The sequence below is a fragment of the Streptomyces sp. NPDC040622 genome (genome assembly GCF_055593965.1).
In genome coordinates, this window is the sequence record NZ_JBVIXD010000004.1 from 621,044 (window position 1) to 644,910 (window position 23,867).

The 23,867-nt window shown below is 74.0% G+C and carries 24 protein-coding genes; 13 read left to right on the forward strand and 11 right to left on the reverse strand.

All coding sequences use genetic code 11. From position 1 onward, the window contains the following. Nucleotides 1–93 precede the first annotated feature (93 nt). The gene (locus tag ACZ592_RS14400; protein ID WP_471581831.1) at nt 94–519 is read right to left on the reverse strand and encodes an OsmC family protein; all 426 of its coding nucleotides are present in this window, start codon (nt 517–519) and stop codon (nt 94–96) included. Between the two features lie 311 nt (nt 520–830). Here ACZ592_RS14400 and ACZ592_RS14405 point away from each other — a divergent pair, with 311 nt between their 5' ends. After that, nucleotides 831–2,462: a DUF6345 domain-containing protein gene (locus ACZ592_RS14405; RefSeq protein ID WP_471581832.1), complete on the forward strand. Its 1,632-nt coding sequence runs from the start codon at nt 831–833 to the stop codon at nt 2,460–2,462. Nucleotides 2,463–2,491: 29 nt separating this feature from the next. Here ACZ592_RS14405 and ACZ592_RS14410 read toward each other — a convergent pair whose 3' ends face one another. From ACZ592_RS14410 to ACZ592_RS14420, 3 genes are all read right to left on the reverse strand, one after another. Further along, nucleotides 2,492–3,883 (reverse strand): amino acid permease, encoded by a 1,392-nt coding sequence (locus ACZ592_RS14410; RefSeq protein WP_471581833.1) that lies wholly within the window; start codon nt 3,881–3,883, stop codon nt 2,492–2,494. Between the two features lie 83 nt (nt 3,884–3,966). Continuing rightward, nucleotides 3,967–6,051, reverse strand: coding sequence for an alkaline phosphatase family protein (locus ACZ592_RS14415; protein ID WP_471581937.1), 2,085 nt, complete (start codon nt 6,049–6,051; stop codon nt 3,967–3,969). A gap of 214 nt (nt 6,052–6,265) precedes the next feature. Next, nucleotides 6,266–6,688 carry a hypothetical protein gene (locus tag ACZ592_RS14420; protein ID WP_471581834.1) on the reverse strand — a complete coding sequence of 141 codons (423 nt, stop codon included), beginning with the start codon at nt 6,686–6,688 and terminating at the stop codon, nt 6,266–6,268. A 98-nt stretch (nt 6,689–6,786) separates the two neighbouring features. Between ACZ592_RS14420 and ACZ592_RS14425 the strand changes: the two genes are divergently transcribed. Together ACZ592_RS14425 and ACZ592_RS14430 are read left to right on the forward strand one after the other, a co-directional pair. Beyond that, the gene (locus ACZ592_RS14425) at nt 6,787–7,563 is read left to right on the forward strand and encodes an MBL fold metallo-hydrolase (protein ID WP_471581835.1); all 777 of its coding nucleotides are present in this window, start codon (nt 6,787–6,789) and stop codon (nt 7,561–7,563) included. Further along, nucleotides 7,563–8,177 (forward strand): DedA family protein, encoded by a 615-nt coding sequence (locus ACZ592_RS14430; RefSeq protein ID WP_471581836.1) that lies wholly within the window; start codon nt 7,563–7,565, stop codon nt 8,175–8,177. Before ACZ592_RS14425 ends, ACZ592_RS14430 begins: the two co-directional genes overlap by 1 nt. A 42-nt stretch (nt 8,178–8,219) precedes the next feature. On the opposite strand, the gene ACZ592_RS14435 is transcribed toward ACZ592_RS14430, so the two are convergent. From ACZ592_RS14435 to ACZ592_RS14445, 3 genes are all read right to left on the reverse strand, one after another. Then, nucleotides 8,220–9,281 (reverse strand): MBL fold metallo-hydrolase, encoded by a 1,062-nt coding sequence (locus ACZ592_RS14435; protein ID WP_471581837.1) that lies wholly within the window; start codon nt 9,279–9,281, stop codon nt 8,220–8,222. Further along, on the reverse strand, nt 9,278–10,525 hold the full coding sequence (locus ACZ592_RS14440) for an aminotransferase class I/II-fold pyridoxal phosphate-dependent enzyme (RefSeq protein WP_471581838.1): 1,248 nt from the start codon (nt 10,523–10,525) through the stop codon (nt 9,278–9,280). Before ACZ592_RS14440 ends, ACZ592_RS14435 begins: the two co-directional genes overlap by 4 nt. Nucleotides 10,526–10,909: 384 nt before the next feature. Continuing rightward, complete coding sequence (locus ACZ592_RS14445) at nt 10,910–11,722, reverse strand: RNA polymerase sigma factor SigF (RefSeq protein WP_471581839.1); 813 nt, start codon at nt 11,720–11,722, stop codon at nt 10,910–10,912. A gap of 371 nt (nt 11,723–12,093) precedes the next feature. Here ACZ592_RS14445 and ACZ592_RS14450 point away from each other — a divergent pair, with 371 nt between their 5' ends. From ACZ592_RS14450 to ACZ592_RS14490, 9 genes are all read left to right on the forward strand, one after another. Beyond that, complete coding sequence (locus tag ACZ592_RS14450) at nt 12,094–12,528, forward strand: CBS domain-containing protein (protein ID WP_471581840.1); 435 nt, start codon at nt 12,094–12,096, stop codon at nt 12,526–12,528. A 219-nt stretch (nt 12,529–12,747) separates the two neighbouring features. Beyond that, nucleotides 12,748–13,869: a baeRF2 domain-containing protein gene (locus ACZ592_RS14455; protein ID WP_471581841.1), complete on the forward strand. Its 1,122-nt coding sequence runs from the start codon at nt 12,748–12,750 to the stop codon at nt 13,867–13,869. 93 nt (nt 13,870–13,962) lie between these two features. Beyond that, nucleotides 13,963–14,460 carry a hypothetical protein gene (locus ACZ592_RS14460; protein WP_471581842.1) on the forward strand — a complete coding sequence of 166 codons (498 nt, stop codon included), beginning with the start codon at nt 13,963–13,965 and terminating at the stop codon, nt 14,458–14,460. Next, nucleotides 14,457–14,711 carry a monovalent cation/H+ antiporter complex subunit F gene (locus ACZ592_RS14465; protein ID WP_471581843.1) on the forward strand — a complete coding sequence of 85 codons (255 nt, stop codon included), beginning with the start codon at nt 14,457–14,459 and terminating at the stop codon, nt 14,709–14,711. Before ACZ592_RS14460 ends, ACZ592_RS14465 begins: the two co-directional genes overlap by 4 nt. 3 nt (nt 14,712–14,714) lie before the next feature. Further along, nucleotides 14,715–15,017, forward strand: a complete 303-nt coding sequence (locus ACZ592_RS14470) for a monovalent cation/H(+) antiporter subunit G (protein ID WP_471581844.1) — start codon at nt 14,715–14,717, stop codon at nt 15,015–15,017. Then, nucleotides 15,014–15,367, forward strand: coding sequence for a Na(+)/H(+) antiporter subunit B (locus tag ACZ592_RS14475; RefSeq protein ID WP_471581845.1), 354 nt, complete (start codon nt 15,014–15,016; stop codon nt 15,365–15,367). The genes ACZ592_RS14470 and ACZ592_RS14475 overlap by 4 nt, the downstream gene beginning before the upstream one ends. Continuing rightward, nucleotides 15,364–16,167 (forward strand): MnhB domain-containing protein, encoded by an 804-nt coding sequence (locus ACZ592_RS14480; protein ID WP_471581846.1) that lies wholly within the window; start codon nt 15,364–15,366, stop codon nt 16,165–16,167. Before ACZ592_RS14475 ends, ACZ592_RS14480 begins: the two co-directional genes overlap by 4 nt. Continuing rightward, the gene (locus ACZ592_RS14485; protein WP_471581847.1) at nt 16,164–16,508 is read left to right on the forward strand and encodes a sodium:proton antiporter; all 345 of its coding nucleotides are present in this window, start codon (nt 16,164–16,166) and stop codon (nt 16,506–16,508) included. Before ACZ592_RS14480 ends, ACZ592_RS14485 begins: the two co-directional genes overlap by 4 nt. Beyond that, a complete protein-coding gene (locus ACZ592_RS14490) occupies nt 16,505–18,319 on the forward strand; it encodes a complex I subunit 5 family protein (RefSeq protein WP_471581848.1) in 1,815 nt (604 codons plus the stop codon). Before ACZ592_RS14485 ends, ACZ592_RS14490 begins: the two co-directional genes overlap by 4 nt. A gap of 18 nt (nt 18,320–18,337) precedes the next feature. Here ACZ592_RS14490 and ACZ592_RS14495 read toward each other — a convergent pair whose 3' ends face one another. The 3 genes from ACZ592_RS14495 to ACZ592_RS14505 all read right to left on the reverse strand — a co-directional run bounded on the left by ACZ592_RS14495 (nt 18,338) and on the right by ACZ592_RS14505 (nt 20,266). Then, the gene (locus ACZ592_RS14495) at nt 18,338–19,354 is read right to left on the reverse strand and encodes a Ppx/GppA family phosphatase (RefSeq protein WP_471581849.1); all 1,017 of its coding nucleotides are present in this window, start codon (nt 19,352–19,354) and stop codon (nt 18,338–18,340) included. A 64-nt stretch (nt 19,355–19,418) separates the two neighbouring features. Continuing rightward, entirely contained in the window at nt 19,419–20,036 is a 618-nt protein-coding gene (locus tag ACZ592_RS14500) for a TIGR03086 family metal-binding protein (protein WP_471581850.1), read from the reverse strand. Then, nucleotides 20,033–20,266 carry a DUF6158 family protein gene (locus ACZ592_RS14505; RefSeq protein ID WP_471581851.1) on the reverse strand — a complete coding sequence of 78 codons (234 nt, stop codon included), beginning with the start codon at nt 20,264–20,266 and terminating at the stop codon, nt 20,033–20,035. The genes ACZ592_RS14500 and ACZ592_RS14505 overlap by 4 nt, the downstream gene beginning before the upstream one ends. Before the next feature lie 237 nt (nt 20,267–20,503). Here ACZ592_RS14505 and ACZ592_RS14510 point away from each other — a divergent pair, with 237 nt between their 5' ends. Next, nucleotides 20,504–22,066 carry an alpha/beta hydrolase gene (locus ACZ592_RS14510; protein ID WP_471581852.1) on the forward strand — a complete coding sequence of 521 codons (1,563 nt, stop codon included), beginning with the start codon at nt 20,504–20,506 and terminating at the stop codon, nt 22,064–22,066. Nucleotides 22,067–22,133: 67 nt separating this feature from the next. Here ACZ592_RS14510 and ACZ592_RS14515 read toward each other — a convergent pair whose 3' ends face one another. Further along, nucleotides 22,134–23,753, reverse strand: a complete 1,620-nt coding sequence (locus ACZ592_RS14515) for an ABC-F family ATP-binding cassette domain-containing protein (RefSeq protein WP_471581853.1) — start codon at nt 23,751–23,753, stop codon at nt 22,134–22,136. Nucleotides 23,754–23,867 lie beyond the last annotated feature (114 nt).

Consider the following 23,867-nt stretch of genomic DNA (forward strand, 5'->3'; position numbering starts at 1 on the left):
CCCATCACAAAACTTGAGCGGGCCGTTGTCAATGCCACGCGTGACAATGCCGCCACCCCGACAGGGGCGGCGGCATCGTCAACAGGGGCCGGGTCAGGCCAGCTTGGCCGAAAGCGTGATGGTCGTGCCCGACAGGGCCTGACTCACCGGGCAGTTGGCCTTGGCGTCCTCGGCGGCCGACACGAAGGCGGCCTCGTCGAGACCCGGCACGGAGCCCTCGACGGTGAGGTGGATGCCGGTGATGCCGGTGCCGGGCTGGAAGGTCACGTCGGCGGAGGTCGTCAGCCGGGTGGGCGGGGTGCCCGCGCCCGTCAGGCCGTGCGACAGCGCCATGGAGAAGCAGCTGGAGTGCGCGGCGGCGATCAGCTCCTCCGGGCTGGTCTTGCCGTTCGCCTCCTCCGAGCGGGACGGCCAGGACACCGCCTGCTCCCCGATGCCGGAGGAGTCGAAGGTGACGGTTCCCGAGCCCTCCGTCAGAGAGCCTTCCCAGACCGTGTGCGCGGAGCGCGTGGTTGCCACGATGCAGTTCCCTTCAGTGCGGTTCCGTGATCGGAAGATGCGTGGGCACCATCCGATCACACTCCGGATGAAAACGGGCCGCGCGGGGCCAGGCGAGGCCCCGGAGGTGTTCGAGCGGGGAACGCAGGTGCGCGTCGCCCGAAACGAACACGTTGTGCGCGGCGCCGTGCCACAGGGGCCGCTGAGGTGCGGGAACAGGCACGTGGCAGGGGCCCTATGGCCGGAATGGCAACTGGGCAAGGTGCCCCCGCGGTGACACTTTGAGGCCCCCTCGCGCACAGAACGAGGAGATCCTCTCAGGGGGTATGGCCATGCGCATCAACTACTCGGACCACGGTCCGTCACCGCTCGAGCCGGAGAAGCCCGGCGCGGCGGGCGACCGGGACTCGACCTTCGGCTGGTGGGGTGCCTTCAGCATCCAGAAGTTCGTCAACCAGGCGACGCTCTACCACACGCACGAGGACGCCACCGGCTGGCTCGCGTACCTCCAGCAGTTCTACGACCGCAACTTCTGGTTCGCCGACGGCGGCGCCCAGGTGTGGGCGTACGAGGAGACGTACGACAACTGGCAGGACCGCTACGGCATGGACGCGGTCGTGGCCGTGTACCACTCGGGCCACGGGGGCATGGACGGCAACGGCGTGTTCTTCGCGCCGCTCGGGGCCGCCTGGGACGGCCGCAGCGACGCCGTCTCCAACCGGATGGCGCTCGGCAACGAGAAGGCGAACTACGTCTTCTGGTCGACCTGCGACTCGCTCAAGGTCACCGGCGGCCACTCACCGATCCGCACCTGGGCCGGGCCCAACATCGGCTTCCGGATGATCTTCGGCTTCGAGACGGTCAGCATCGACAGCGGCGACTACGGCAAGAAGTTCTGGGAGAAGTGGCGGGCCGGGCAGACGTACTGCGACGCGTGGCTGAACGCCAGCTGGGACATCTACCACGGTCAGGCGCCCTCGGTGTGCGCCGTCGGCTCCACCCAGGCCGAGGCCACCAACCGCCTCAACACCGAGCGGAACTTCTACCGCGAGCACGTGCCGGACAACTGGTACGCGTGGCGCTGGTACTACGCCCGCTCCGGCATCCGCGAGCCGCTCACCCAGCTCCCGGGGCCGCAGCAGATCGTCCAGCTGGCGCCGCGCGACCCGAGCGCGGAGCTGAGCAGGCTCGGGCAGCTGGCCGACTTCCCGTCGGCGGCGCTGCAGGAGGTGCAGGTCGACCGGCTCGGCGTGCTCAACGCGACGTCCGGCGACCGCATCATCTCCACCGCCCCGCAGGGCGTGCGCTGGGTCAGGCTCGCCGAGCCCAACCACCGCAACACCCAGCAGCTCTCCACCGACCGGGCCATCGAGACGGCACGCACGGTCGCCCAGCAGTACGCCGAGGGCGCCGAGCTCGTCATCGACAGCGTGCACGACCTGATGCAGAACTCCGGGACCAAGGACGGCTCCGAGGTCGGCCGCCCGGTGTCGCTGCAGACGCACGTGACGTTCCGCCAGGTCTTCGACGGCATTCCCGTCATCACGCCGGGCCGCGGCCTGATCCGCATCGGCCTGGACAACGACGGCACGCCCGTCCAGGCGCAGATCGCCACCCGCGCGGCCACCGGCACCACCCGTGAGCCGAGCACCGAGGTCTCACCGCCTCCGCCCAAGGGCGGCAAGGCGACGGCCGCGCCGCTGGAGCGCGACCCGCGCAAGGCGCTCGACGCGGCGCAGAAGAGGCTGCTCGCCCACCTCGACGCGGTCACCGCCGGCGAGAGCGCACAGGGCGCCGCGGCGTCGCGCACGGCCGAGGTCACGGATGTCCCCGGCACCTTCGAGGTCGGCTACGAGATGGAGGGCAACGAGGCCTACCCGGCCGCCCGCAAGCTGATCGAGATCGGCGCGAAGGACAGCATGTTCAAGACACGCCGCTGGGTCGTCGCGCCGCTGGCGCGGTAGACCCGCCCGCCGGTTCCGCAGGGGACCGGTCAGTCGTGCACGGTGGCGGCCCGCTGCTTGCGGGCCGCCATCCACGCGTACACGAGGACGCCCACGAAGAGGAACAGCACGCCCTGGTAGACGGCCGCGTACCCGGACCCGGCGACCAGCCACATGGAGAACGCGAACGCGGCGCCCGCGAGGACCGCGTCCCGCACCAGCCGGCCCCGGTGCACGCGCTCGCGCTGCCCGGAGACCAGGAAGTAGATCTGCGCGGCGGTGGCGAGCAGATAGGGCACGGTCGCCGTGAACGTGGTGATCAGGACGAGGGACTCGAAGACGCCGCCGGAGCCCGCCGTGTAGTTGTAGACGGTCAGCAGCGAGGCGAGGACGACGGTCACCAGCACGCCGACGGTCGGCACGCCGCGCTTCTTCTTCCCGAACGCGCTCGGGAAGAGCCCGTCCTGGGCGGCCGCGTACGGCGTCTGCGCGCTGAGCAGCGTCCAGCCGTTGAGGGCGCCGACCATCGAGATCAGCGCGGCGAAGGCGACCGCGGTGCCGCCCCAGGAGCCGCCGAACATCACGTCGACGGCATCCGAGAAGGGCGCGGTGGACGCGACCAGCTTGTCGTGCGCGACCGTGCCGAAGACGGCGACCGTGCCCAGCAGGTAGACGAGGGCGGCGCCGAGGGTGCCGAGGATGGTGGCGCGCCCGACGTTGCGCCGGGGATCGCGCACCTCGCCCGCGCTGACGGCGGCGGACTCGACGCCCAGGTAGGAGAAGAGCAGGATCGCGGCGGCGGCCGAGACGGCCCCCAGCGGACTGTCGTCGCTCGCCCGGAACGGCCCGAGGTTGGCGCTGTCGAAGAAGAAGAGACCGCCGACCGCGACGAGCAGCAGCGGCAGGAACTTCAGCACGGTGGCCACCAGTTGCACGGCTCCGACGTACCGCGTGCCCGCGAAGTTCGCGAGCGCGGGCAGGAGTTGCAGGACCAGTGCGGCCAGGCACGCCGTCCACTTGTGGTCGTTGACCGGCATCAGGACGTCGAGGTACCCGACGGCGGCGACGGCCAGCGCCGCGTTGGACACCCAGGTGGTGATCCAGTACGACCAGGCGGCGAGGAAGCCCGCGAAGTCGCCGAAGGCCGCCCGGGCGTAGACGTAGGGGCCACCGGTGCGCGGGTCGCGCTCGGCGAGCCGGCCGAAGACGAGCGCGAGGGCGATGGCGCCGGCGGACAGGACGCCGAAGGCGACGAGGCTGATGGTGCCGAACGGGGCGACGGAGGCGGGGAGGAGGAAGATGCCGCCGCCGATGATGTTCCCCATCACGAGGCAGGTGGCGACCGGGAGGCCGAACCGCCGGGCGTGCCTGCTCTGCGACGACGGCTGGGTTTCCTGGCCGGGGCCCGGAGCCGACGGTTCCACGGTTCCGGTGTCGTGCATGGGGTGGTGCGCCTCTCGTCGTGCCCGGCGCCCGGGATCGCCGGGCGGAGAACATGGTCGGGTACGGGGGACGCTGCTCCAAATCAGTGCGTTTTGTCCTGCGCGGCGCGGTCGGGGGCCGCAAAAGCTGTGCCGTGCGAGGCGTCGAACAGGGAATCGTCCACCGGCACGGCCACGGGAATCTCCGGGCCCGCCGCCACCGAGAGCCAGCCCCGCAGGACGCGGTGGACCTGCTCGGCGCCGACCAGCTCCGTGCCGTCCGCGACCGGGTCGGGGAGCACGAGCGGCGACAGGAGGAAGGGGTGCGACTGGGCCCCGCCGAGCCCGCCGTGCGAGCCGATCTGCTCCTCGAAGGCGAGGACTTCGCCCTCGTCGGGGTCGTACCAGGAGTTGACCATGATGTCGGCGGTGTGCGGAAAGCCGTCGGTGCGCCGCACGGCGTCGGCGGCCCCCGGACCGAAGTCGGCCAACGGCCCCAGGTCGGCCGGGTCCTCGTCCAGATACACCTCGGCGCCGCGCGCCCCGAGCACGAGCGCACCCCGCTCGGCACTGCGGACGAGCAGGAAGCCGACGCCCGGGTGGTTGGCGAGCGTGGGGAGCAGCGCAGGGTGGCGGCGGTCGATCTCCTCGCGGGTCAGGCGGTGCGGCACGTCGGGGAACGAGACGAGGCCGAGGTTGCCGGAGGCGAGCACGATCGGCTCGGCCCCGCGCGGCGGACGGAGCTGGTCGGCGCCCTCCTCGACGGGCCTGCGCAACGCGGCCCGCACGGCGGAACGCGCCTCCGCGCCGCTGTGCGTGCGCTGTGCCTTGCGCGGCACGGGCAGCCCGCAGCCGGCCCGCACCAGGTCGCCGAGGGTGAGGCCGTAGCGGGCGTGGAAGGTCTCGCCGGGGCTCTGGCCGTGGTCGGAGAGCACCACGATCCGGTAGGCGCGGGGCGCGTGCTCGGCGACCTGGTCGAGCAGGGCGAGCGAGCGGTCCAGGCGGCGCAGGACCTTCTCGACGTCCCTGCCGCACGGCCCGGAGTGGTGCGCCACTTCGTCGTACGCGACGAGGTCGGCGTAGACCGCGCTGCGCCCGGCGAGCATGTCCCCGATGACGGCCGCGACCACGACGTCCCGCTCGACGACGGTGGCGAAGGCGCGGATGAAGGGGTAGAGGCCGCCGCGGCCCACGCGCGGGCGGCGCCGCTCCAGACGGGCGCGGGTGGACTCGACGATCTCCCGGAAGACCTCGGCGACGAAGGAGAGGGCGGTGCGCACGGCGTTGGCGGGGTCGCAGAAGTACGCGAAGTACCCGGCCCTCGACCGGTTCTCCTTGCCGCGCCTGGCCGCCACGGACAGGACGAGGGCCAACTGCTCGGCGCCGCCGCTGAAGAGGTTGCCTCGGCTTGCTCCGTCGACGGTCAGGAGGCCGTCGTCGCCGGTGTGCCGGACGGCCCGGCGCTGCAGCTCCACGGCGGAGGCGGGCCGGTTGCTGACCATGACCTCGCCGGTGTCCTTCTCGTACCACCGGAAGGCGGGCACGTCGTGGTTGGAGCCGTGCAGGATGCCGAGCTGGCTGGCGCCGGTCTGGCTGGACCAGTCGGTGCGCCACGCGGTGAGCCGGTGCGTGGCGAGCGCGGCCCGCTCCCCGGGCCCCGCCGTCTCCCCCTGCCCCAGCCAGCGGGCGAGCGTGGGCATGAGTCCCTTGCCGACGGCGGACGTGAGGACGTCGTGGCCGACGCCGTCGAGCTGGATGAAGACGGTGCCGGGCGTGGTGGGCCCGGGGCTCCCGTCGGGGCGCCGGCGCCGGCGCCGGTCGGCGAGCCGGTAGAGCCTGCGCCGGTAGGCGTCGTCGTCCCGTACGGCCAGGGCGCCGCCGGTGGCCGAGGCGACCGCGGACATCACCGCGGCGACGACGACGGCGGTCTCCGCGCCGGCCTCGCCGCGGCCCTCGGGGATGAGGCTCAGGGCGAGCAGGAGCAGGGAGCCGTTGAGGAAGAAGGCGAGCAGCCCCAGCACGAGGGCGGGCACGAGCAGCAGGGCGCGCACGAGCAGCGGCCACACCAGCGCCGAGAGCAGACCGAACGCGCCGGCGCCGAGGCCGGCGGTGACCGCGATCTGCGTGGCGCTGTCACCGTCGGCGGACTGGAGCTTGAAGTCGGGGAGGATGCCGGCCAGCACGAGCATCGTCAGTGTGCTGACGGCCCACACGGCGACCACGCGCCACAGAGCGCTGCCGACTCTCCGCCATCGCCCTTGCCCCACGCCTCGCCCTTTCACGTTTCACCCCGAACCGGACACCAGCGTGTCACAACCCGGCGGGACCGGTCCCGCTCCGTCGATCATGCCCGCCCAGGGGTGCGCGAAGGTGGTGCGGGGCGTCACGGCACGGCTTCGGCGGTCAGCGGCCGTCGTACCCGGCGGTCGGCATGGACAGCCTGCGATGGACCCGCGCCTTCATCTGGGAGTCGTACGCCGGTTCGGCGAGCCCCGCCGTCTCGATGCGCACACCGCGCCGCGCGCACTCCGCGGTGAACTCGTCCGCGGACCGCAGCGCCCGCTCAAGGACCCGGCGGCTCGGCACCACGAAGAGGTCCACGAGCCCCGCCTCGACATCGCCCCAGAGCATCGCGTGGTCGGCACGCAGCCCCCGTACGACGAGCTCCCGGGTGATCACGTACCCCTGCGCGGCCGCCCAGCGGGCGCACATCGCGTGCTGGCTGCGCGAATCGACCAGGAAGGGGTCGGCCTCCAGCTCCTCCAGGGGCGTCAGACTGGCGATCGCCGCGACGCGCACGACCGCGGTGCCCACGGCATCTCTCACGGCGTCCCCCTCTGCGGCTTCCGCGCCGTCCTCGGCGTCAGCCGCTGACCCTACTCCTGGCCGTAGGCTCGGAGACAGTCGCACGAAGGAGGAACCGGGTGCCCGTCGAGGTCACATGGTGGGGTCACGCCACTTGCACGGTCGAGGATTCGGGCGTCCGCGTACTGACCGACCCCCTCTTCGCCCGCCGTCTCGCGCATCTGCGGCGACGCAGGGGCGCACTGCCGCCCCCGGATGCGGCGGTCGCCGACGTCGTGCTCCTCTCCCACCTGCACGCCGACCACCTGCACGTGCCGTCGCTCGCCCGGCTCACGCCGGGGACCCGTGCGCTGGTCCCGCGCGGGGCCGCGCTCTCGGTGCCCGGTCTGCGCCGTCGCCTGCCCCACCTGCACCTCACCGAGGTGGCGCCGGGCGACGAGGTCCCGGTCGGCGACGTCGTCGTGCGCGTGGTCTCCGCACGGCACGACGGGCGGCGGCTGCCCGTCGGCCCGCACCGCTCGCCCGCCCTCGGTTTCGTCGTCCGGGGCGAGGCGCGGACGTACTTCGCCGGGGACACCGGCCTGTTCGACGGGATGGCCGACGAGGTCGGCGACGTCGACGTGGCGCTGCTGCCGGTCGGCGGCTGGGGGCCCTACCTGGGCCACGGTCATCTGGACGCGGGCCGGGCCGCCGAGGCGCTCACCCTGCTCGCGCCGCGCAGCGCGGTGCCGGTGCACTACGGGACGTACTGGCCGATCGGCATGGACGCGGTGCGCCCCCACGAGTTCCACACGCCGGGCGACGAGTTCGTCCGCAAGGCGGCGCTGGCCGCCCCCGAGGTGACGGTGCACCGGCTCGCGCACGGGGAGAGCGTGCGGCCGGAGGTGGCCAGGTGATGCTCGCCGCGGCGGCCCAGGTGCCGCCCGAGAGCACCCAGCAGGCGCTCGGCTATCCGTCGCTGTTCCTCCTCGTGGTCATCGGCGCGCTGGTGCCGGTGGTGCCGACGGGCGCGCTGGTCAGTTCGGCGGCCGTGGTCGCCTTCCACCAGACGGATCCGTTCGCGCTGCTCGTCGTCTTCGGCGTCGCGTCGTTCGCCGCGTTTCTCGGGGACGTCGCCCTGTACTGGCTGGGGCGGCGCGGCATGCGCTCGAAGAACGGGTCGCGCTGGCTGGAGGCGATCCGTGACCGTGCCCCCGCGGAGCGTCTCGCGCAGGCGCAGGAGAAGCTGGCCGATCACGGCGTGATGGTCCTCGTGCTGTCCCGGCTCGTGCCCGCGGGGCGCATCCCGGTGATGCTGGCGTGCCTGATGGCGAAGATGCCGCTGCGCCGGTTCGCCCGCGGGGACATCCCGGCCTGCCTCGCGTGGGCGGTGACGTACCAGCTGATCGGCATCCTCGGCGGCTCCCTCTTCAAGGAGCCGTGGGAGGGCGTCGCGGTGGCGGTCGGACTGACGGTGCTGATCAGTGTGGCGCCCGCGGTGTGGCGCAAGGTGCGGCGGTCCATGGCCTAGGAGTCGGCGTCTGCGCCTGCGTCGGCGCCTTCCGGGAGCCCGTCAGGCCAGGACCCGGGACGCCCCCACCGGCAGGTCCCAGAGGTCCTCGCGGGCAAGCCCCGCCTTCGCCCAGGCCGCGCGCACCCGGGTGAGCGGTTCGAGGACCGGCTCGGCGGAGAGCAGGAACGTGCCCCAGTGCATGGGGGCCATCCGCCGCGCGCCCAGGTCGCCCGCCGCGCGGACCGCCTCCTCCGGGTCGCAGTGGACGTCACGCAGCCACCACCGCGGCTCGTACGCGCCGATCGGCAGGAGCGCGAGGTCGATGCCCGGGTAGCGGGCGCCGATCCGCCCGAACCAGTGGCCGTATCCGGTGTCGCCCGCGAAGTAGACCCGCTGTCCCTGCCCGTCGGTGAGCACCCAGCCGCCCCACAGCGTCCGGCAGGTGTCGGCCAGGCTCCGCCTGGACCAGTGGTGGGCCGGTACGAAGTCCAGGCGCACCCCGCCCAGTTCGGTGCCCTCCCACCAGTCGAGCTCGGTGACCTTCGCGAAGCGGCGGCGGGTGAACCAGCGGCCGAGCCCCGCGGGCACGAAGACGGGCGTGTTCCTCGGCAGGCGCCGCAGGGTCGGCCAGTCGAGGTGGTCGTAGTGGTTGTGGCTGATGACGACCGCGTCGACGCGCGGCAGCGCGCTCCAGGCGACGCCCACGGGGGTGACGCGGGCGGGGGTGCCGAGGATCCTGCGGGACCAGACCGGGTCGGTGAGAACGGTGAGGCCGCCGACGCGCAGGACCCAGCTGGCGTGCCCCGCCCAGGTGACGGCGACGGTACCGGCGTCGACGCGGGGCAGCGGGCCGGGTGCGAAGGGCAGTCGCTGGATGTCGGCGAGCCCGGCGGCACGCGGGCGCAGGGCGCCTTCGCGGGCGAACCGTGCGAGGCCGCGCAGGCCGGGCAGCGGTGCGGTCAGCCGGTCGGCGAAGGACTTCGGCCACCGGCGGGTGCCGTCGGGCGGTCTGGGCGGGGCGAGGGCGTCGGGTCGCGGTCCCGGCCCGCCTCGTGCGCTCGCCCCCCGCCGCCGGGGCCGGTCGTGCTCCTGGTCCTGCTCCCGCTGTGCCTGCCGCGTCATCGAGGAGGCTCCCTTCGCCGGGCTGCCGCACGGAGATCGTCGAAGGCCGATCCGAACATGCTCAACGCCTCTGCCACGTGCGGCAATTCCAGCGGGTCCGATGCGGTGAGCGCCGCCAGGCGCTCCTCCCCGGTGGAGCCGAGCAGTGGTCCCGTGGAGAGCCGTACGCGCAGGGCGTCGATGCCGTCGCCGAAGCGGTGGCCGCCCGGCGCGGGCATGCCGAGCCGGGCGGTGAGGAAGTCCTCCAGGTCCTGCGCGTCGCCGACGCCGCGTTCGGCGAGCGCGGACCGCAGGCGGCCCAGGTCGGCGTAGAGGTGACGGCCCGCCTGCGGGGGCCGGACGAGACCGCCCGCGGCGAGCACGGCGTGCTGGGCGGCGGCGGCCACGCGCGCGTGCAGCCGGACGGAGGCGGTGAGCCGCTCCGTGACCGGGTCGGGTTCGCCGAGTGCGTACGAGGCGGCGGCAGCGGCCGGAGCGGCGAGGGCCGCGCCGGTCGCGGTGAGCACGTCGAGCGTGCGGGCGCGCAGGTCAGCGCCCTCGGCGGTGGCGGGGAAGCGGGCGACGGCGGCGGGCAGCGTCTGCGGCAGGAAGGCCCCGGCGAGGTCGCAGAGGACGGTCACCCGCTCGTGGTCCATCTCGGCGGGCCCGATCAGGACGGTCTCGCGGGGGTGGTGGAGGGTGTCGCGCCAGGTCTCGTCGCTGACGACGTGCAGGCCCTCGTCGGCCGCGGCCTCCACGGCCGCGTGCAGCACCTCGGGGGGCGGCACGGTGGCGGTCGGGTCGTCGGCGACGCAGAGCACGAGGAGCCGGGGTCTGCCGCCCTCGTCACGGATGCGGCGGACGGTCTCCAGAAGGGCGTACGGGTCGGGGACGCCGCCGCACTCGGCGGGCGTCGGCACGTGGTGGACGCCTCGGCCGAGCAGCCGGGCCTGCGGCGCCCACCAGGCGGGGCAGGGGCGGGGCAGCAGGACGTCCCCGCCGAGGGCCGCGGTCAGGGCGAGCAGGAGGGGCGGGGCGCCGGGGGCGGCGACGACCTGGCCGCGCTCCACGGGCAGCCCGCGCCTCGCCCAGTAACCGCCGGCGGCGTCCAGGAGCGCGGGGCCGCCGCCAGCGGGCTCGCCCCGGGAGCGGCCCGCGGCCGCGGCGGCGGCCGCCGCCAGCTCGGGCAGCACGGGAAGGCCGGGCTCCGGCGGGGGCGGCCCGTACCGGACGGGTCCGCGGCCCTCCGTGTCCGTACGCCGCATCCGTACCTCCGTGCGCTCGCGTCACTGTCCTGGTCGTGCCCCGTCGCACCGGTGCCGGGCCAGGAGCGGCAGGTACCTCTCGCCTCTCCAGGACATGCCGGGGCATCGCCGTACCTGCCCATCACAACGCGGCCCCACCCCCGGCGCCCGCTCTGGCCACCGCCCGGGTGAGCGTCACGGGTGCGGCACGAAGGGCCCGGACCGGTCGGCGACGACCGGTCCGGGCCCCTCGTCAGGCCCGCTGCGGGCCCTTGGCAGGTCGGCCGCGGCCCTGCTTCGGCGGGCCGGGGAGGCCGGCTCGCGCTCCTGGCCCCGGCCCTTCGTCTCGACGAGCGCGGCGCCGCCGCCCGCGGAGGAACCACGGGCGGCGGCGCCGAAGGACCGTCAGGCGGCGTCCCGCATGACCTGGTCGCGCAGCCGGTCGCAGCAGCGGCTGATCAGCCGCGAGACGTGCATCTGCGAGATGCCCATCTCGTCCGCGATGCGGCTCTGCGTCATGTCGCCGAAGAACCGCATGTAGAGGATGGTCCGTTCGCGCTCGGGCAGCTGCGCGATGCGCGGCTTGACGGCCTCGCGGTCGACGACGATGTCGAGGGCGGGGTCGGGGCTGCCCAGGGCGTCGCTCAGGGAGTAGCCGTCCTCGCTGCCCGGGAGTTCGGCGTCCAGGGAGAGCGCGGTGAAGCTGTCGAGCGCCTCCAGGCCCGCCTTCGCGTCCTCCTCGCTCATCTGCGCGTGCTCGGCGATCTCGGCGATGGTGGGGGCACGGCCCGAGACCGTCTGGGCGAGGTCCTGGCGGGCGAACCGCACGCGGTTGCGCAGGTCCTGGACACGGCGCGGCACGTGCAGGGTCCACATGTGGTCGCGGAAGTGCCGCTTGATCTCACCGGTGACGGTCGGCACCGCGTAGCTCTCGAAAGCGGTGCCGCGCCGGGGGTCGTAGCGGTCGACGGCCTTGACCAGGCCGAGGGCCGCGACCTGACGCAGGTCGTCGAGGGACTCGCCGCGGTTGCGGAAGCGGCCGGCGAGGCGTTCCGCCATCGGCAGCCAGGACCGGACGAGCTCCTGACGCAGGGCGTCCCGCTCGGGGCCGTGCGGCATCTCGACGAGCCGGGCGAAGGATTCCGCGGTGTCCGGGGCGTCGTCGTGCGGGTGACGCTTCGTCCGGGCGGGGGCGATGGTGCTGGTGTGGGATCGCATGGTGCGTCGCAACTCCCTTGTGGATACGTGCCTGGATGGACGGTCACCGTGGGAGTCGCACGCCAAGAGACGACGGGGCACACCCGGGGTCGAGCGACGCAGCCGCTCCCACGGACGTGCCTCCGGTCCGAAGCACTGACATTCGCCTGCCCCCGGCCTCCCGCGACAAACACCCACGGAATTTCCTTGTGTTGGCCCGGCGGGTCGGGCGGGGCCTCGGCACACGCGCGCAGGCGGTGCGGGGCATGGCTTCGGAGCTCAGGGGTACTTCGCGGAATCACCACGACGGACGCGGGACGACGGCGCAGATCGTCAACGCGAGGTGACGCAGGACGTCAACGCAGGACGACGCAGGCAGGAAGGGCCCAGCCATGGCTGTTTTCGTGAGGGACGTCATGACGCCGGGCGTCGTGGCGGTACGCCCCGACGCTTCACTGGTCGAAGCGGCGCAGTTGATGCGCGACCAGGACATCGGCGGTGTCCTGGTCGCCACGGAGGGACGGGTCCTCGGCGTGCTCACCGACCGGGACATCGCGCTGCGTGCCGTGGCCGACGGCGCCGATCCGCTGACGGTCAGCGCGCAGGCCGTGTGCACGCCCAGCCCTGTGGTGGTGACCCCGGACGACGCGGTGTCGGCGGCGGTCGGTCTGATGCGCGTCCACGCGGTGCGCCGGCTGCCCGTCGTCGAGGACGGCCATCCGGTGGGGATGGTGAGCCTCGGGGACCTCGCGGAGGACCTGGACCCGTCGTCGGTACTGGCCGACATCAGCCGCGCGGACCCGGACGGCACTCCGAGGCTCGGATAAGGGCTCGGCAAGGGCCCGGCCAGGGACGTACGCCGATGGCGTCCGGCGTGCCGTGTCGCTGCCCCGAACCCGCGCGAAGGGCCCGTACAAAGGCCTCTGCGGAGCTCGCGCGGTGAAGGGGCGAAACGGCGGTCCGGGTCAGGAGCGATCTTTCCGTGTCGCGCCGCCCTCGGCGGGTACCCGCCGGGCGGATCACCCGCAACGTCGCACGGAGGAAACATGCAACTGGCCTTCCTCAACCCGCTGTACGAGCGCACCGGCCCCTGGGCCTCGGTGTACGTCGACCTCTCGCACCACTCCGAGTCGACCTCCGCCCAGCGGTCCCTGGAAGCCGACGCCGTCCTCAAGAGCCTTCGCGCGCAGGGCGCGGACGAGCCGACCGGCCGTGCCGTGCACGGGGCCTTGGAAGACCTGGCGCACTCCGCCGAGCCGGTGGGGCGTGCCCTGTTCGCGTCCGGCGGTACGGTCGTGCTCGACCGGCCGCTGACCACGCCGCCGAGCGGCACCCGGGCGCTGTGGGGAACGCTGCCCCACGTCGCCCCGCTCCTGGAGCTCGCCGACGACGACCCGGCCTGCCTGGTCGCGTACGTCGACCGGCGCGGCGCCGATCTCGAACTGCGCGGGTCCCGGGGCACCGAGTCCGTGGGTCGGGTCGCCGCAGCGGAGAACACCGAAGCCGAGGACGTCGCGGAACAGGGCCCTGCGGAACAGGTGCCCCCGGAACAGGTCACCTCGGAGCAGTACGTATGGGAGCAGAACGCCGACCTGATCGCCGAGACCCTGACCGCCCGCCGCGAGGAGACCCGCGCCGACCTGGTGGTTCTCGTGGGCGACGAGCGGGTGCGGCGGGCGGTGCGCGCCCGGCTCCCCCGGCAGCTGCTCCCCCGCACCGTGGAGTCCGGCCACGGCGGCCGCTCCCCGGGCTCGGCGACCCCGCTGCTCGACGACGACATCGAGCGGGCGAGGGAAGCGCACGTACGCCGGCGCACCGACGGCGAACTGGAGCGGTTCACGGCCGCCCGCGCGACGGACACCGACCGGGCGGGGGCCGCCGAGGGCGTACCCGCGCTGGTCGAGGCAGCGCGCGAACACCGCATCGCCGAACTCCTGCTGCGCCCGGACGGCTCCGACGTCCACCGCACCGTGTGGGTGGGCCACGCACCGGACCAGGTCGCCACGCGCCGCACGGACGCCCGCTTCCTCGGCGAGCCCGAGCCGGCGGCGGCCCGCGCCGACGATGCGCTGTTGCGCGCCGCGGCGGCGACCGGCGCCGACGCCGTGGCGGTGCGCTCCGCGCGGACGCCCGAGGGCGGTCTCGGGGCGCTGCTGCGGTGGACGTAGCCCACGGGGAGCGGGGCAGAAGAGTCCGGAGCAGGTGCGGAGCGCGCACGACGAGGGCGCGCACAGGGACGGGAACGGAGGTGTTCGCGGCTGATGGTCCGTGAAGTCGGCCTCTGGGCGGCCTTGTTGCTCGGCCTCGACGTGATCTTCATCGGCGCGCTCTCCCCGCTCGAACTCGCGGTCGGCGCGGCCGTCGCCGTTCTCGCGGCGGTGGCCGGCCGTGCCGTGCGCCGGGTGGCGGGCGTGCGGCTCGGCGGCCTGAACCACTTCCTCGCCGCGCTGGCGGCCTGGCCGGTCGCCTGCGTGACGGAGCTGGCCGGGCTGTGCCGTGCGGTGCTGGACGCCCTGCGGGGGCGGTCGGCGGGCGGGATCTTCCGCACGGTGCGACTGCGGCCCGGTGTCGGCCCCGCATGGGCCGCCACGCTCCTGTCGTCGACACCGGGCGGCTACGTGGTGGCCTCCCGGGGCGCGGAGTTGACGCTCCGCGCCCTGCCCGGCGGCCCTTCGCGGCTGGAGCGGGTCCTGTGCCGGGAGGAGCACGACGGCCCCCGGGCCGCCGACGCGCCGCGCGCACCGGGCGGTGCGCCGTGAACGCCTGGCTCGGTGCCGCTCTGGTGCTGCTCGTCTGCGGTCTCGGCCCCGCCCTGTGGGTGGCCTGCCGCGGCCCCGTGGCCGGACGCCTGACGGGGCTCGCCCTCGCCTCCACGTTCGCGCCCGCCGTGTTCCTCGCGCTGGCCCAGGGCTTCGACCGCCCTTCGTACGCCGATGTCGCCCTGGTCGCCGTCGTGCTCGGCCCCGTCGGGGTACTGGTGTTCGCCCGCTGTCTGCCCCTGGAGGACTGATCGATGCGGCACGCCTGCGCGTTGGCGCTGCTGTCGGCCGGAGTCGCCGTACTCCTGCTGTCGGCCCTCGCGCTCCTGGTCCTGGCCCGTCCGTACGGGCGGCTGCACGCGCTGGCCCCGGCCGCCTCGATCGGCGTACCGCTGGTGGCGCTGGCGGCGGCGGTGGAGAGCGGGCCGGGGCGCGCGGCGCTCAAGCTGCTCTTCGTCGCCGTCCTCTCCGCGGTGGGCGGCCCCGCCACGACGACGGCGCTGGCCCGCGCCCAGGCCCGCGGGGACGGCGTGGCGCGCGAGGAGGCCTCGCCGTGACCCCGTCCGATCTGCCGCTCGTCGCCGCGCTGCTGCTGGTGGCCGTGGCCGCGACCGTCGCCGTGCTCACCCGCGATCCGGTGCGCCAGGCGGTGGTCCTGGCGCTGCTGGGGCTGCTGCTTGCGCTCCTGTTCCTGCTGCTGCACGCGCCCGACGTGGCGCTGTCGCAGCTGGCGGTGGGCGCGGCGGTCACCCCGCTGCTGATCCTGCTGACGGCGCGGTCGGTGCGCAGGTCCGCCGGGCGCGGCGGGAACGGGACCGGCCCGACCGGCGACGGCGGGACGGTTGAGGGCGGTCGCCGGAGCTCCCCCGCGGCGGGCCGGGACGCACCCGGCGAGGACGGCGCATGAGCAGGCGCGTCAGGACGCTGATGTTCCTCCTCTCCGCGTCGGTGTTCGCGGTCTGCTTCGCGCTGGCCTGCTTCCGGCTGCCGCCGTTCGGCACCGACGAACACCCCTACGGCACCCGGGCGGTGGCCGCCTCGCTGGAACAGCGCACCGCGAACGTCGTCGCCTCGGTCACCTTCGACCAGCGCGGCCTGGACACGCTCGGCGAGGAGGCGCTGCTCTTCGCCGCGGTACTGGGAGCGGTGGTGCTGCTGCGGCGGGCCCGCGACGAACAGACCCACGACCCCGCGCCGGTCGACGTACCGCCCGCCATCGGCCTGTTCGGCGCGCTGTCCCTGCCCGTGACCCTGCTGACCGGCGCCTATGTCGTGGCGCACGGGCAGCTGACCCCGGGCGGCGGCTTCCAGGGCGGCATCGTGCTCGCGACGGGCCTGCACCTGGCTTATCTCGCCGCCGACTACCGCGTGTTGAAGCGGGTGAGGCCGCTCACCGCGCTGCACGCCGCCGACGCGATCGCCGCGGGCGCGTTCGCCGCCCTCGGCTGCGCGGGGCTCCTCGCGGGCGGCGCGTATCTGGAGAACGTGCTGCCGCTCGGCACCTTCGGGCAGCTGTCGTCGGGCGGCCTGGTGCCCGTCGTGAACGCCGCCGTCGGGGTGGAGGTGGGGTCCGGCGTCGTCGTGCTCCTCGCACATTTCCTGGAGCAGGCACACGAGCTGGAGTCCCGGCCGGCCTCCGGCGGAAGACCGGGCCGTGCCGGGCGGGCCCGCGAAGCACACGAGAACGAGACGGGAGGAGCGCGTTGAGCACGCTGCCTTTTCTGGTGGCCGGATGGATCTTCCTGGTCGGGCTGTACGGGATGGTGACCAGCCGCGACCTGATCCACACCGTCGGCTGCCTGTCGGTCACCCAGTCCTCCACGTACGTCCTGCTGCTCGGCGTCGGCTACCGGGACGGCGCCTCCGCGCCCGTGTTCGCCGACATCTCCGTGCACACCCCCGTGGTGGACCCGGTGGTGCAGGCCATGGCCCTGACCGATGTCGTCGTCGGGGCGACCGTCACGGCGCTGCTGCTCGCGCTGGTGCTCCAGATCCGCAAGCGGCACGGCACCGCCGACCCCGACCTCCTCGGCGAGCTGCGCGGATGAGCGCGGGTGCCGTCCTGCCCCTGACCGTCGCGATCCCGCTGTTCGGCGCGTCCCTCCTCGTGCTGGCGGGGCGCCGGGCGCCGCGGATCGTCACGGACGCGCTGGCCGCCGCGTCCGCGGTGGCGGTCGTCGTCGTCCTCGCGGTGCTGTGGGGGCGTACGGGAGGCACGCGGGCCGTCGAGTGGGCGGGCGGGTGGCGCCCGCGCGAGGGGCACGGTGTGGGCATCGTGCTGGCCGCGGACCGGATCGGGGTGGGCGTCGCGCTGCTCGCGGCACTGCTCGTGCTCTCCGTGATCGCCTACTCCTGGCGGTACTTCGAGGAGCTGCCGCGCGGGCACCCGGGGGTCTTCCCCGCGCTGGTGCTGCTCTTCGAGGCGGGCGTGTGCGGCTTCTCGCTCACCGGCGACCTGTTCAACTCCTTCGTCTTCTTCGAGCTGATGGGGGTCGCCGCGGTCGCCCTCACCGGCTACCGCATCGAGGATCCGCGGCCGCTGCAGGGCGCGTTGACGTTCGGCCTCGTCAACGCGCTCGCCGGCTGCTGCATGCTGCTCGGCATCGGGCTGCTGTACGCGCGCACCGGCGAGCTGGGGTTCGCGCAGATCGGCGCCCGGCTCGCCGAGCGGGAGCCGGACGCGCTCCTCGGGTGCGCCGTCGCCCTGATCCTGACCGGTCTGCTGGTGAAGGCGGCGGCCGTGCCCTTCCACTTCTGGCACGCGGACGCCCACACGGTCGCGCCGACCCCCGTGAACATGCTGCTCGCGGGGGTGATGGTGCCGCTCGGCGTGTACGGCATCGCACGGGTGTCGTCCGTGGCGTTCGGCGGCCCCGGCGGCCTCCCCGGGTCCGTGCACGAGTCGCTGCTGACCGCGGCCGGGACGGTGACGGCCCTGCTGGGCGCGGTGATGTGCTGGCAGCAGCGCAACCTGAAACGGCTGCTCGCCTTCTCGACGGTGGCGCACGCGGGCCTGCTCCTGATCGGCGTCGCGCCGCTCGCCGCCGACGGCCTCGCGGGCACGGCGGTGTACGTCGCCGGGCACGCCGGGGTGAACGCGGCGCTGTTCGCGCTCGCCGGGATCGTGCTGGACCGCTACGGCTCGGTGGACGAGCGGGAGCTGCACGGGCAGGGGCGCGAACTGGCCGTGTCCGGCGCGCTGTTCCTCGTCGGAGGCCTCGCCCTGGCCGGCCTGCCGCCGTTCGGGACGGCCCTCGGGAAGTCCCTCACCGAACATGCGGCGTCGCTGGAACACGCCTGGCTGCCCGCCGTGTTCGTGGTGGTCTCCGCGCTCTCCGGCGGCGCGGTGCTGCGGGCCGGGCTGCGGATCTTCTTCGGTGCGGGCGTACGGGTGGCGGCCGGGACCGCCGAGGAGATGACCGGGGCCCGCGAGGAGCCCGAGGTCACGCGGGCGGCGGGGCGCAGCGTGCCCCGCCCGATGCTGGCCGCGCCCCGGCTGCTGCTCACGGCCTCGCTCGCGGTCGGCGTCATCCCCTCGGTGGGACACTCGGTGGCGGACGGCGCCCGGCTCTTCGCCGACCGCGCCGGATACGTGGCGGCCGTACAGGGCGCCCCCGCCCCGGCCCCCGCCGCCCTCCCGCACACGGCGTGGACGGCGGAGGGCCTGCTGTACGGGGCGCTGTCCGCCGCCCTCGCCGCGGGCCTCGCGCTGCTCGCGGTACGCAGGACCGGCCTGGCCCCCTACCGCCTCGTCCGCCCGCTCCTTCGCCTGCACTCGGGGCGCGTGGGCGACTACATCAGCTGGCTGGCGGCGGGGCTTGCCACGTTGACGTTGACGCTGGTCCTCGCCCTGCGCTGACCGGGCCCCGCGCTCGGGTCAGGTCGTGCGGGCCGAGGCGGCAAGGCGCAGCGAGGTGGGGCCGCCCCGTGCGCCGTCGCCGGTGTGCACGTGCTCGCGGTCCCACCAGTCGGCGTCGCCGTCCTCGATGTAGCGCAGCAGGATGCCTTCGCGCAGCGCCCAGGGGCAGACGGTCACCGCCTCGATGCCGGTCAGTTTCATCGCCGTGTGGGCGACCACCGCGCCGGCCACGCACTGCTCGGCCCGTGCCGCCGAGATCCCCGGCAGGTGCGCCCGCTCCTCGGCGGGCAGCCGGGCCAGCTCCTTGAGCGCCTTGCCCAGTTCACCGCGCCCCAGCCGCCGCTCCACGAAGGGGCCGTAGCGCCCGGGTGAGGCGCCGCACAGCCGGGCGAGCTGCTGGAAGGTGCGCGAGGTGGCGACGGCCGTGTGCGGCATCTCCCAGCGGATCCGGGCGGCCACGTCCCGCAGCTGGTGGCGCACTTGGCGCCGCACCGCCTTCAAGTGCTCCTTCTGGGGCGGGTCCTGGCCGTCGAAGAGGTCATGGGTCAGCCGTCTCGCCCCCAGCGGCAGCGAGGCCGCGTAGTCGGGCAGGCGGCTGCGGCCGAAGGCCACCTCCAGGGATCCGCCGCCGATGTCGAACAGCACCAGCGGCCCGGCCCGCCAGCCCATCCACCGCCGGGCGGCCAGGAACGTCAGCTCCGCCTCGGCCTCGCCGGACAGGGTGCGCAGCCGGATCCCGGTGTCCGCCTCGACCGCCGCGAGCACGGCGGCCCGGTTCGGGGCGTCGCGCACGATCGACGTGGCGAACGCGAAGGGTTCGGTGACTCCCCACCGCTGGGCCTCTTCCTGTGCGTCGCGCACCGCGGCGGCCAGCATGCGGACCGGTTCCTCGCCGAGCTCCCCCTCCCGGTCCACGTGTTCGCCGAGCCGCAGTCGTCTCTTCATCGTGTGGACCGGCAACGGCACCTGCCCGTCGGCGTCGGCGACGACCAGACGTACCGTGTTCGAACCCACATCCACCACACCAACTCTCATGCCCACCAGGTTCCCCCGTGGCAACGGCACGAAAGACCGGGGCGAGGTGAGGGCGGGGCCGGTGTCACACCCGGCGTCCCAGGAGGTTCAGCAGTTTCGTCTGCGCGTCGGCGTCGGGCGGCGGCTCCACCGCCGGGGCGAAGAGTTCGCTCTTCGCCAACTCGGCCGCGTACGGCGATACTTCACCCGTCACGAAGTCCACCAGGCCTGCGGGGAGACTCTCGTCGGCGCCGATCGCGCGGGAGAGGTCCCAGGCGTGCACGACGAGGTCGGTGGTCATCTGCCCGCAGTAGAAGGCGGCGTCGGTCTCCCCGAAGGAGAGGTGCACCGTGCGGTCCAGGGCGCCCCGCTCGCGGAAGGCGGCGCGCGAGGCGGCCGCCGCGGTGTCCCAGGACGTGACCGGGTCGGGGCCGAGCATGTCGCCGTCGAAGGAGTCGCCGACGGACTCCATGGTGGCGCCGTCGCGGACCAGCGGCGGCACCCACAGCTGTTCGGACGTGAGGTGGTTGACCAGGTCGCGTACGGTCCAGTCGGTACAGGGGGTGGGGTCGTCCCACTGGTCGCCGCGGACGGCGTGCACCCGGTCGGTGAAGAGGTCGAGCGCCTCGCCGTGGCGGGCGAGGAGGGACGCCCCCTCCCCCGCCTCGTCGGCGCCGTCGGTGTGGTCTGTCGTACCCGTCATGAGCCCGTGGTTCCCCTCTCCCGCGCGCCCGCGCGGGTCCGGCCGCTCGACACCGACCTGCGCGGATGACGGCGCAGGTACTCGCCCTCCAGCTGTGCCATGCGCTCGTTGTGGACCCGCAGGGCGTCGTTCGAGCCGTGCAGCAGCGTGGTGTGACGGGTGCGGTGGATCGTCTCCAGCTCCTTGATGAGCTGCTGGTCGTCCAGCGTGCCCGGATCGACTCCGTTCATGGACCGCTCCGATCGCTCTGTCGCGTCGCTCCCTGCGTCACCGGGTACCCGGTCGGCCCGCACTACCCAGAATGCACCGCACCGGGTCCGCGCGCGCATCGCACGGCGCGATCGGTGCGATCCGCGCTTACAGGAAGCACGCGAATGTCCTGAAACGACAGTCCCGCAGGGGAGGCAGGGCGCTGTTTTCCGCGTCCACACGAGCGGCAGAGCTTTTCCGAACGGAAGGACCGCCCCGTGCCCCACTCCGCATCGCGACGCCGCCTCCTGCCCCTCCTCGCCCTCGGCGCGACCGCCGTCCTGGCTCCGGGCCTCGTCGGCGCCACCAGCGCCTCGGCCCAGCCCCAGCCCCAGCCCCAGCCCCAGCGGCACAGCGCCGCGGCCGTCCCGGCCCGCTACACGCAGCAGACGCCGCACTGGAAGAGATGCGGCGCCGACACACCCGCCGCCTACCAGTGCGCCACGATCAAGGTGCCCCTCGACTACCGCGCCCCCGGCGCCACCTCCATCGACCTCGCGATATCCCGGATCAGGGCCGGCGACCCGGACCGGCGCCACGGCGTGCTGCTCTCCAACCCGGGCGGACCCGGTGGCCCCGGCCTCGACCTGCCGCTGCTGCTGTCCGAGACGATGCCCAAGTCCGTGACCGACCGGTACGACCTGATCGGGTTCGACCCCCGAGGCATCGGCGCGAGCACCCCCGTGAACTGCGGCCTCGCCGAGTCCGAGCAGCAATGGCCGCGCCCTTACCGGCCGTTCGACCAGAACGTCGCCTGGGCCAGGACGGTGGCGGACAAGTGCCGCGCGAAGGCGGGCGACGTCCTCGCGCACATCACGACCCCCAACACCGCCCGGGACATGGACGTCCTGCGGGCCGTCCTGGGCGAGCAGAGGATCTCCTACTTCGGCGTCTCGTACGGGACCGCGCTGGGCGCCTACTACACGCAGCTGTTCCCCGGGCGCGCCGACCGGTTCGTCCTGGACAGCGCCGTCGATCCGAAACGCATGTGGCGCGAGATGTTCCGGCTGTGGGCACCGGAGGTCGAGCCCGCGTTCGAGCGGTGGTCGCGGTGGACGGCGGGGCACGCCGGGGAGTTCGGGCTCGGCCGGACCCCGGCCGCGGTCCGGGCGACCTTCTGGGGCTTGGTGGAGCGGGCCGACCGCGACCCGATCGTCGTGGGCGACGACAAGCTCACCGGCACCGGCATCCGCGCCGTTCTGCGGCGCGAGTTCTTCACCGTACGCAGTGCCGCCGAGCTCGTCGCCCTGCTCAAGGACGCCGCCGCGGGCAAGCCGGTCCCCGAGTTCCCGACCCCGCCGGAGATCCCGGACAACAGCGTCTCCGCACTGTGGTCCGTCGTGTGCGGCGACGCACCGTCGCCGCGCGATCCGCGGACGTACCTGCGTGACTCGGTCCGCGACGCCGCCCGCTACCCGCTGTTCGGGGACTTCGCCTCCACCATCACGCCCTGCGCCTTCTGGGACCGGCCCCTGGAGCCGGTCACCGAGGTCGACAACCGGGCCGGCACCCTGATCCTGCAGAACGAGTGGGACTCGCAGACCCCGCTGACGGCCGCCCGGGGCATGCACCGCGCGCTCAAGGGCTCCCGGATGGTGACCGTCGACGAGGGCGAGGGGCACGGGGTGGCGTACGGCATGTCCGCGGGCCCGGCCAACCGGTGCGCGCAGGACACCGCCACGTCCTATCTGGTCACCGGCAGGCTGCCGGCCAAGGACGTGACGTGCCGGGCGACGCCGGGCGGCAGGCACGACGGGCAGGCGCGCCCGGTCTTCGGCTGAGGACACGGGACACGAGGCACGAGGCTCAAGGCCCGTCGGAGCCCGCACGTGGGGCGGGCGGACGGATCTACCGCACGCGGTCGACCCGTCGCTCGTCCCACACCGGCTCCGGCGTCTCGCGCACCCGGCCGTCGCTGCCGAAGACCAGATAGCGGTCGAAGGAGCGGGCGAACCAGCGGTCGTGGGTGACGGCGAGGACCGTGCCCTGGAAGGCCTCAAGACCTTCCTGCAGGGCCTCGGCGGACTCCAGGTCGAGGTTGTCGGTGGGCTCGTCGAGGAGCAGGGCCGTACAGCCCTCCAGTTCGAGCAGGAGAATCTGGAAGCGGGCCTGCTGGCCACCCGAGAGCCGCTCGAAGTTCTGTTCGGCCTGCTTGGTCAGCTCGTACCGCCGCAGCCGGGACATCGCGGCGCCCCGGTCCTGCGCGTGCTCGCGCCACAGGATGTCCAGGAGCGGGCGGCCCACCAGCTCGGGGTGCGAGTGGGTCTGCGCGAAGTGGCCGGGCACGACGCGCGCGCCCAGCTTCCAGGCGCCGGTGTGCGTGACGTCGTCGCCCGCGAGCAGGCGCAGGAAGTGCGACTTGCCCGAGCCGTTCGAGCCGAGGACCGCGACCCGCTCGCCGTAGAAGACCTCCAGGTCGAAGGGCTGCATCAGGCCGGTGAGCTCCAGGCCCGCGCAGGTCACCGCCCGCACGCCGGTGCGTCCGCCGTGCAGGCGCATGGTGATGTCCTGCTCGCGCGGCGGCTCGGGCGGCGGTCCGGCCTCCTCGAACTTGCGGAGCCTGGTCTGGGCCGCGTGGTAGCGCGAGGCCATCTCATGGCTGACGTCGGCGGCCTGGCGCAGGGTGCGCACCAGCTTCTTCAGCTGCTCGTGCTTCTCGTCCCAGCGGCGGCGCAGCTCCTCGAAGCGCGCGAAGCGCTCCTTGCGGGCCTCGTGGAACGTCTCGAAGCCGCCGCCGTGCACCCACGCGTCGGCGCCCTCGGGGCTCTGCTCGACGCTGACGATCTTCTCGGCGGCGCGGGCGAGCAGCTCCCGGTCGTGGGAGACGAACAGGACGGTCTTGCGGGTCTCCTTGAGCTGTCCCTCCAGCCAGCGCTTGCCCGGTACGTCGAGGTAGTTGTCCGGCTCGTCGAGGAGGAGCACCTCGTCGGTGCCGCGCAGCAGGGCCTCCAGGACGAGGCGCTTCTGCTCGCCGCCGGAGAGCGTGCGGACCTCGCGGAACTGCGCCTTGTCGTAGGGGACGCCGAGCGCGGCCATGGTGCAGATGTCCCAGAGCGTCTCGGCCTCGTACCCTTGGACCTCCGCCCAGTCGGAGAGCGCCTGGGCGTACGTCATCTGGGCGGCCTCGTCGTCGACCGTCATGATCGCGTGCTCGGCGGCGTCCACGGCCTTCGCGGCCTCGCGGATCCTCGGCTGCGCCACGGAGACGAGCAGGTCGCGCACGGTGCTCCCGTCGCGCACGGAGCCGACGAACTGGGGCATCACGCCGAGCCCGCCGCTGACGTTGACGCCGCCGCCGTGCGGCTGGAGCTCGCCCGAGATCAGGCGGAGCAAGGTGGTCTTGCCCGCGCCGTTCGCCCCGACGAGGGCGACGACGGCTCCCTCGCCGACGCGGAAGGAGACATCACCGAGCAGCGCCCGCCCGTCCGGCAAGTAGTACTCGAGGTGTGCGGCTTCCAGATGTCCCATGTGCGGGATTCTCCGTGGCCGGGGGGTGCCCGGGCAAACCGTTTGCGGGCCGGGGCGGCAGCGGCCCGGATCGGGGCGGCTCCCGCGGGCGGGAGCCTGAAGTGTGGCGCCCGG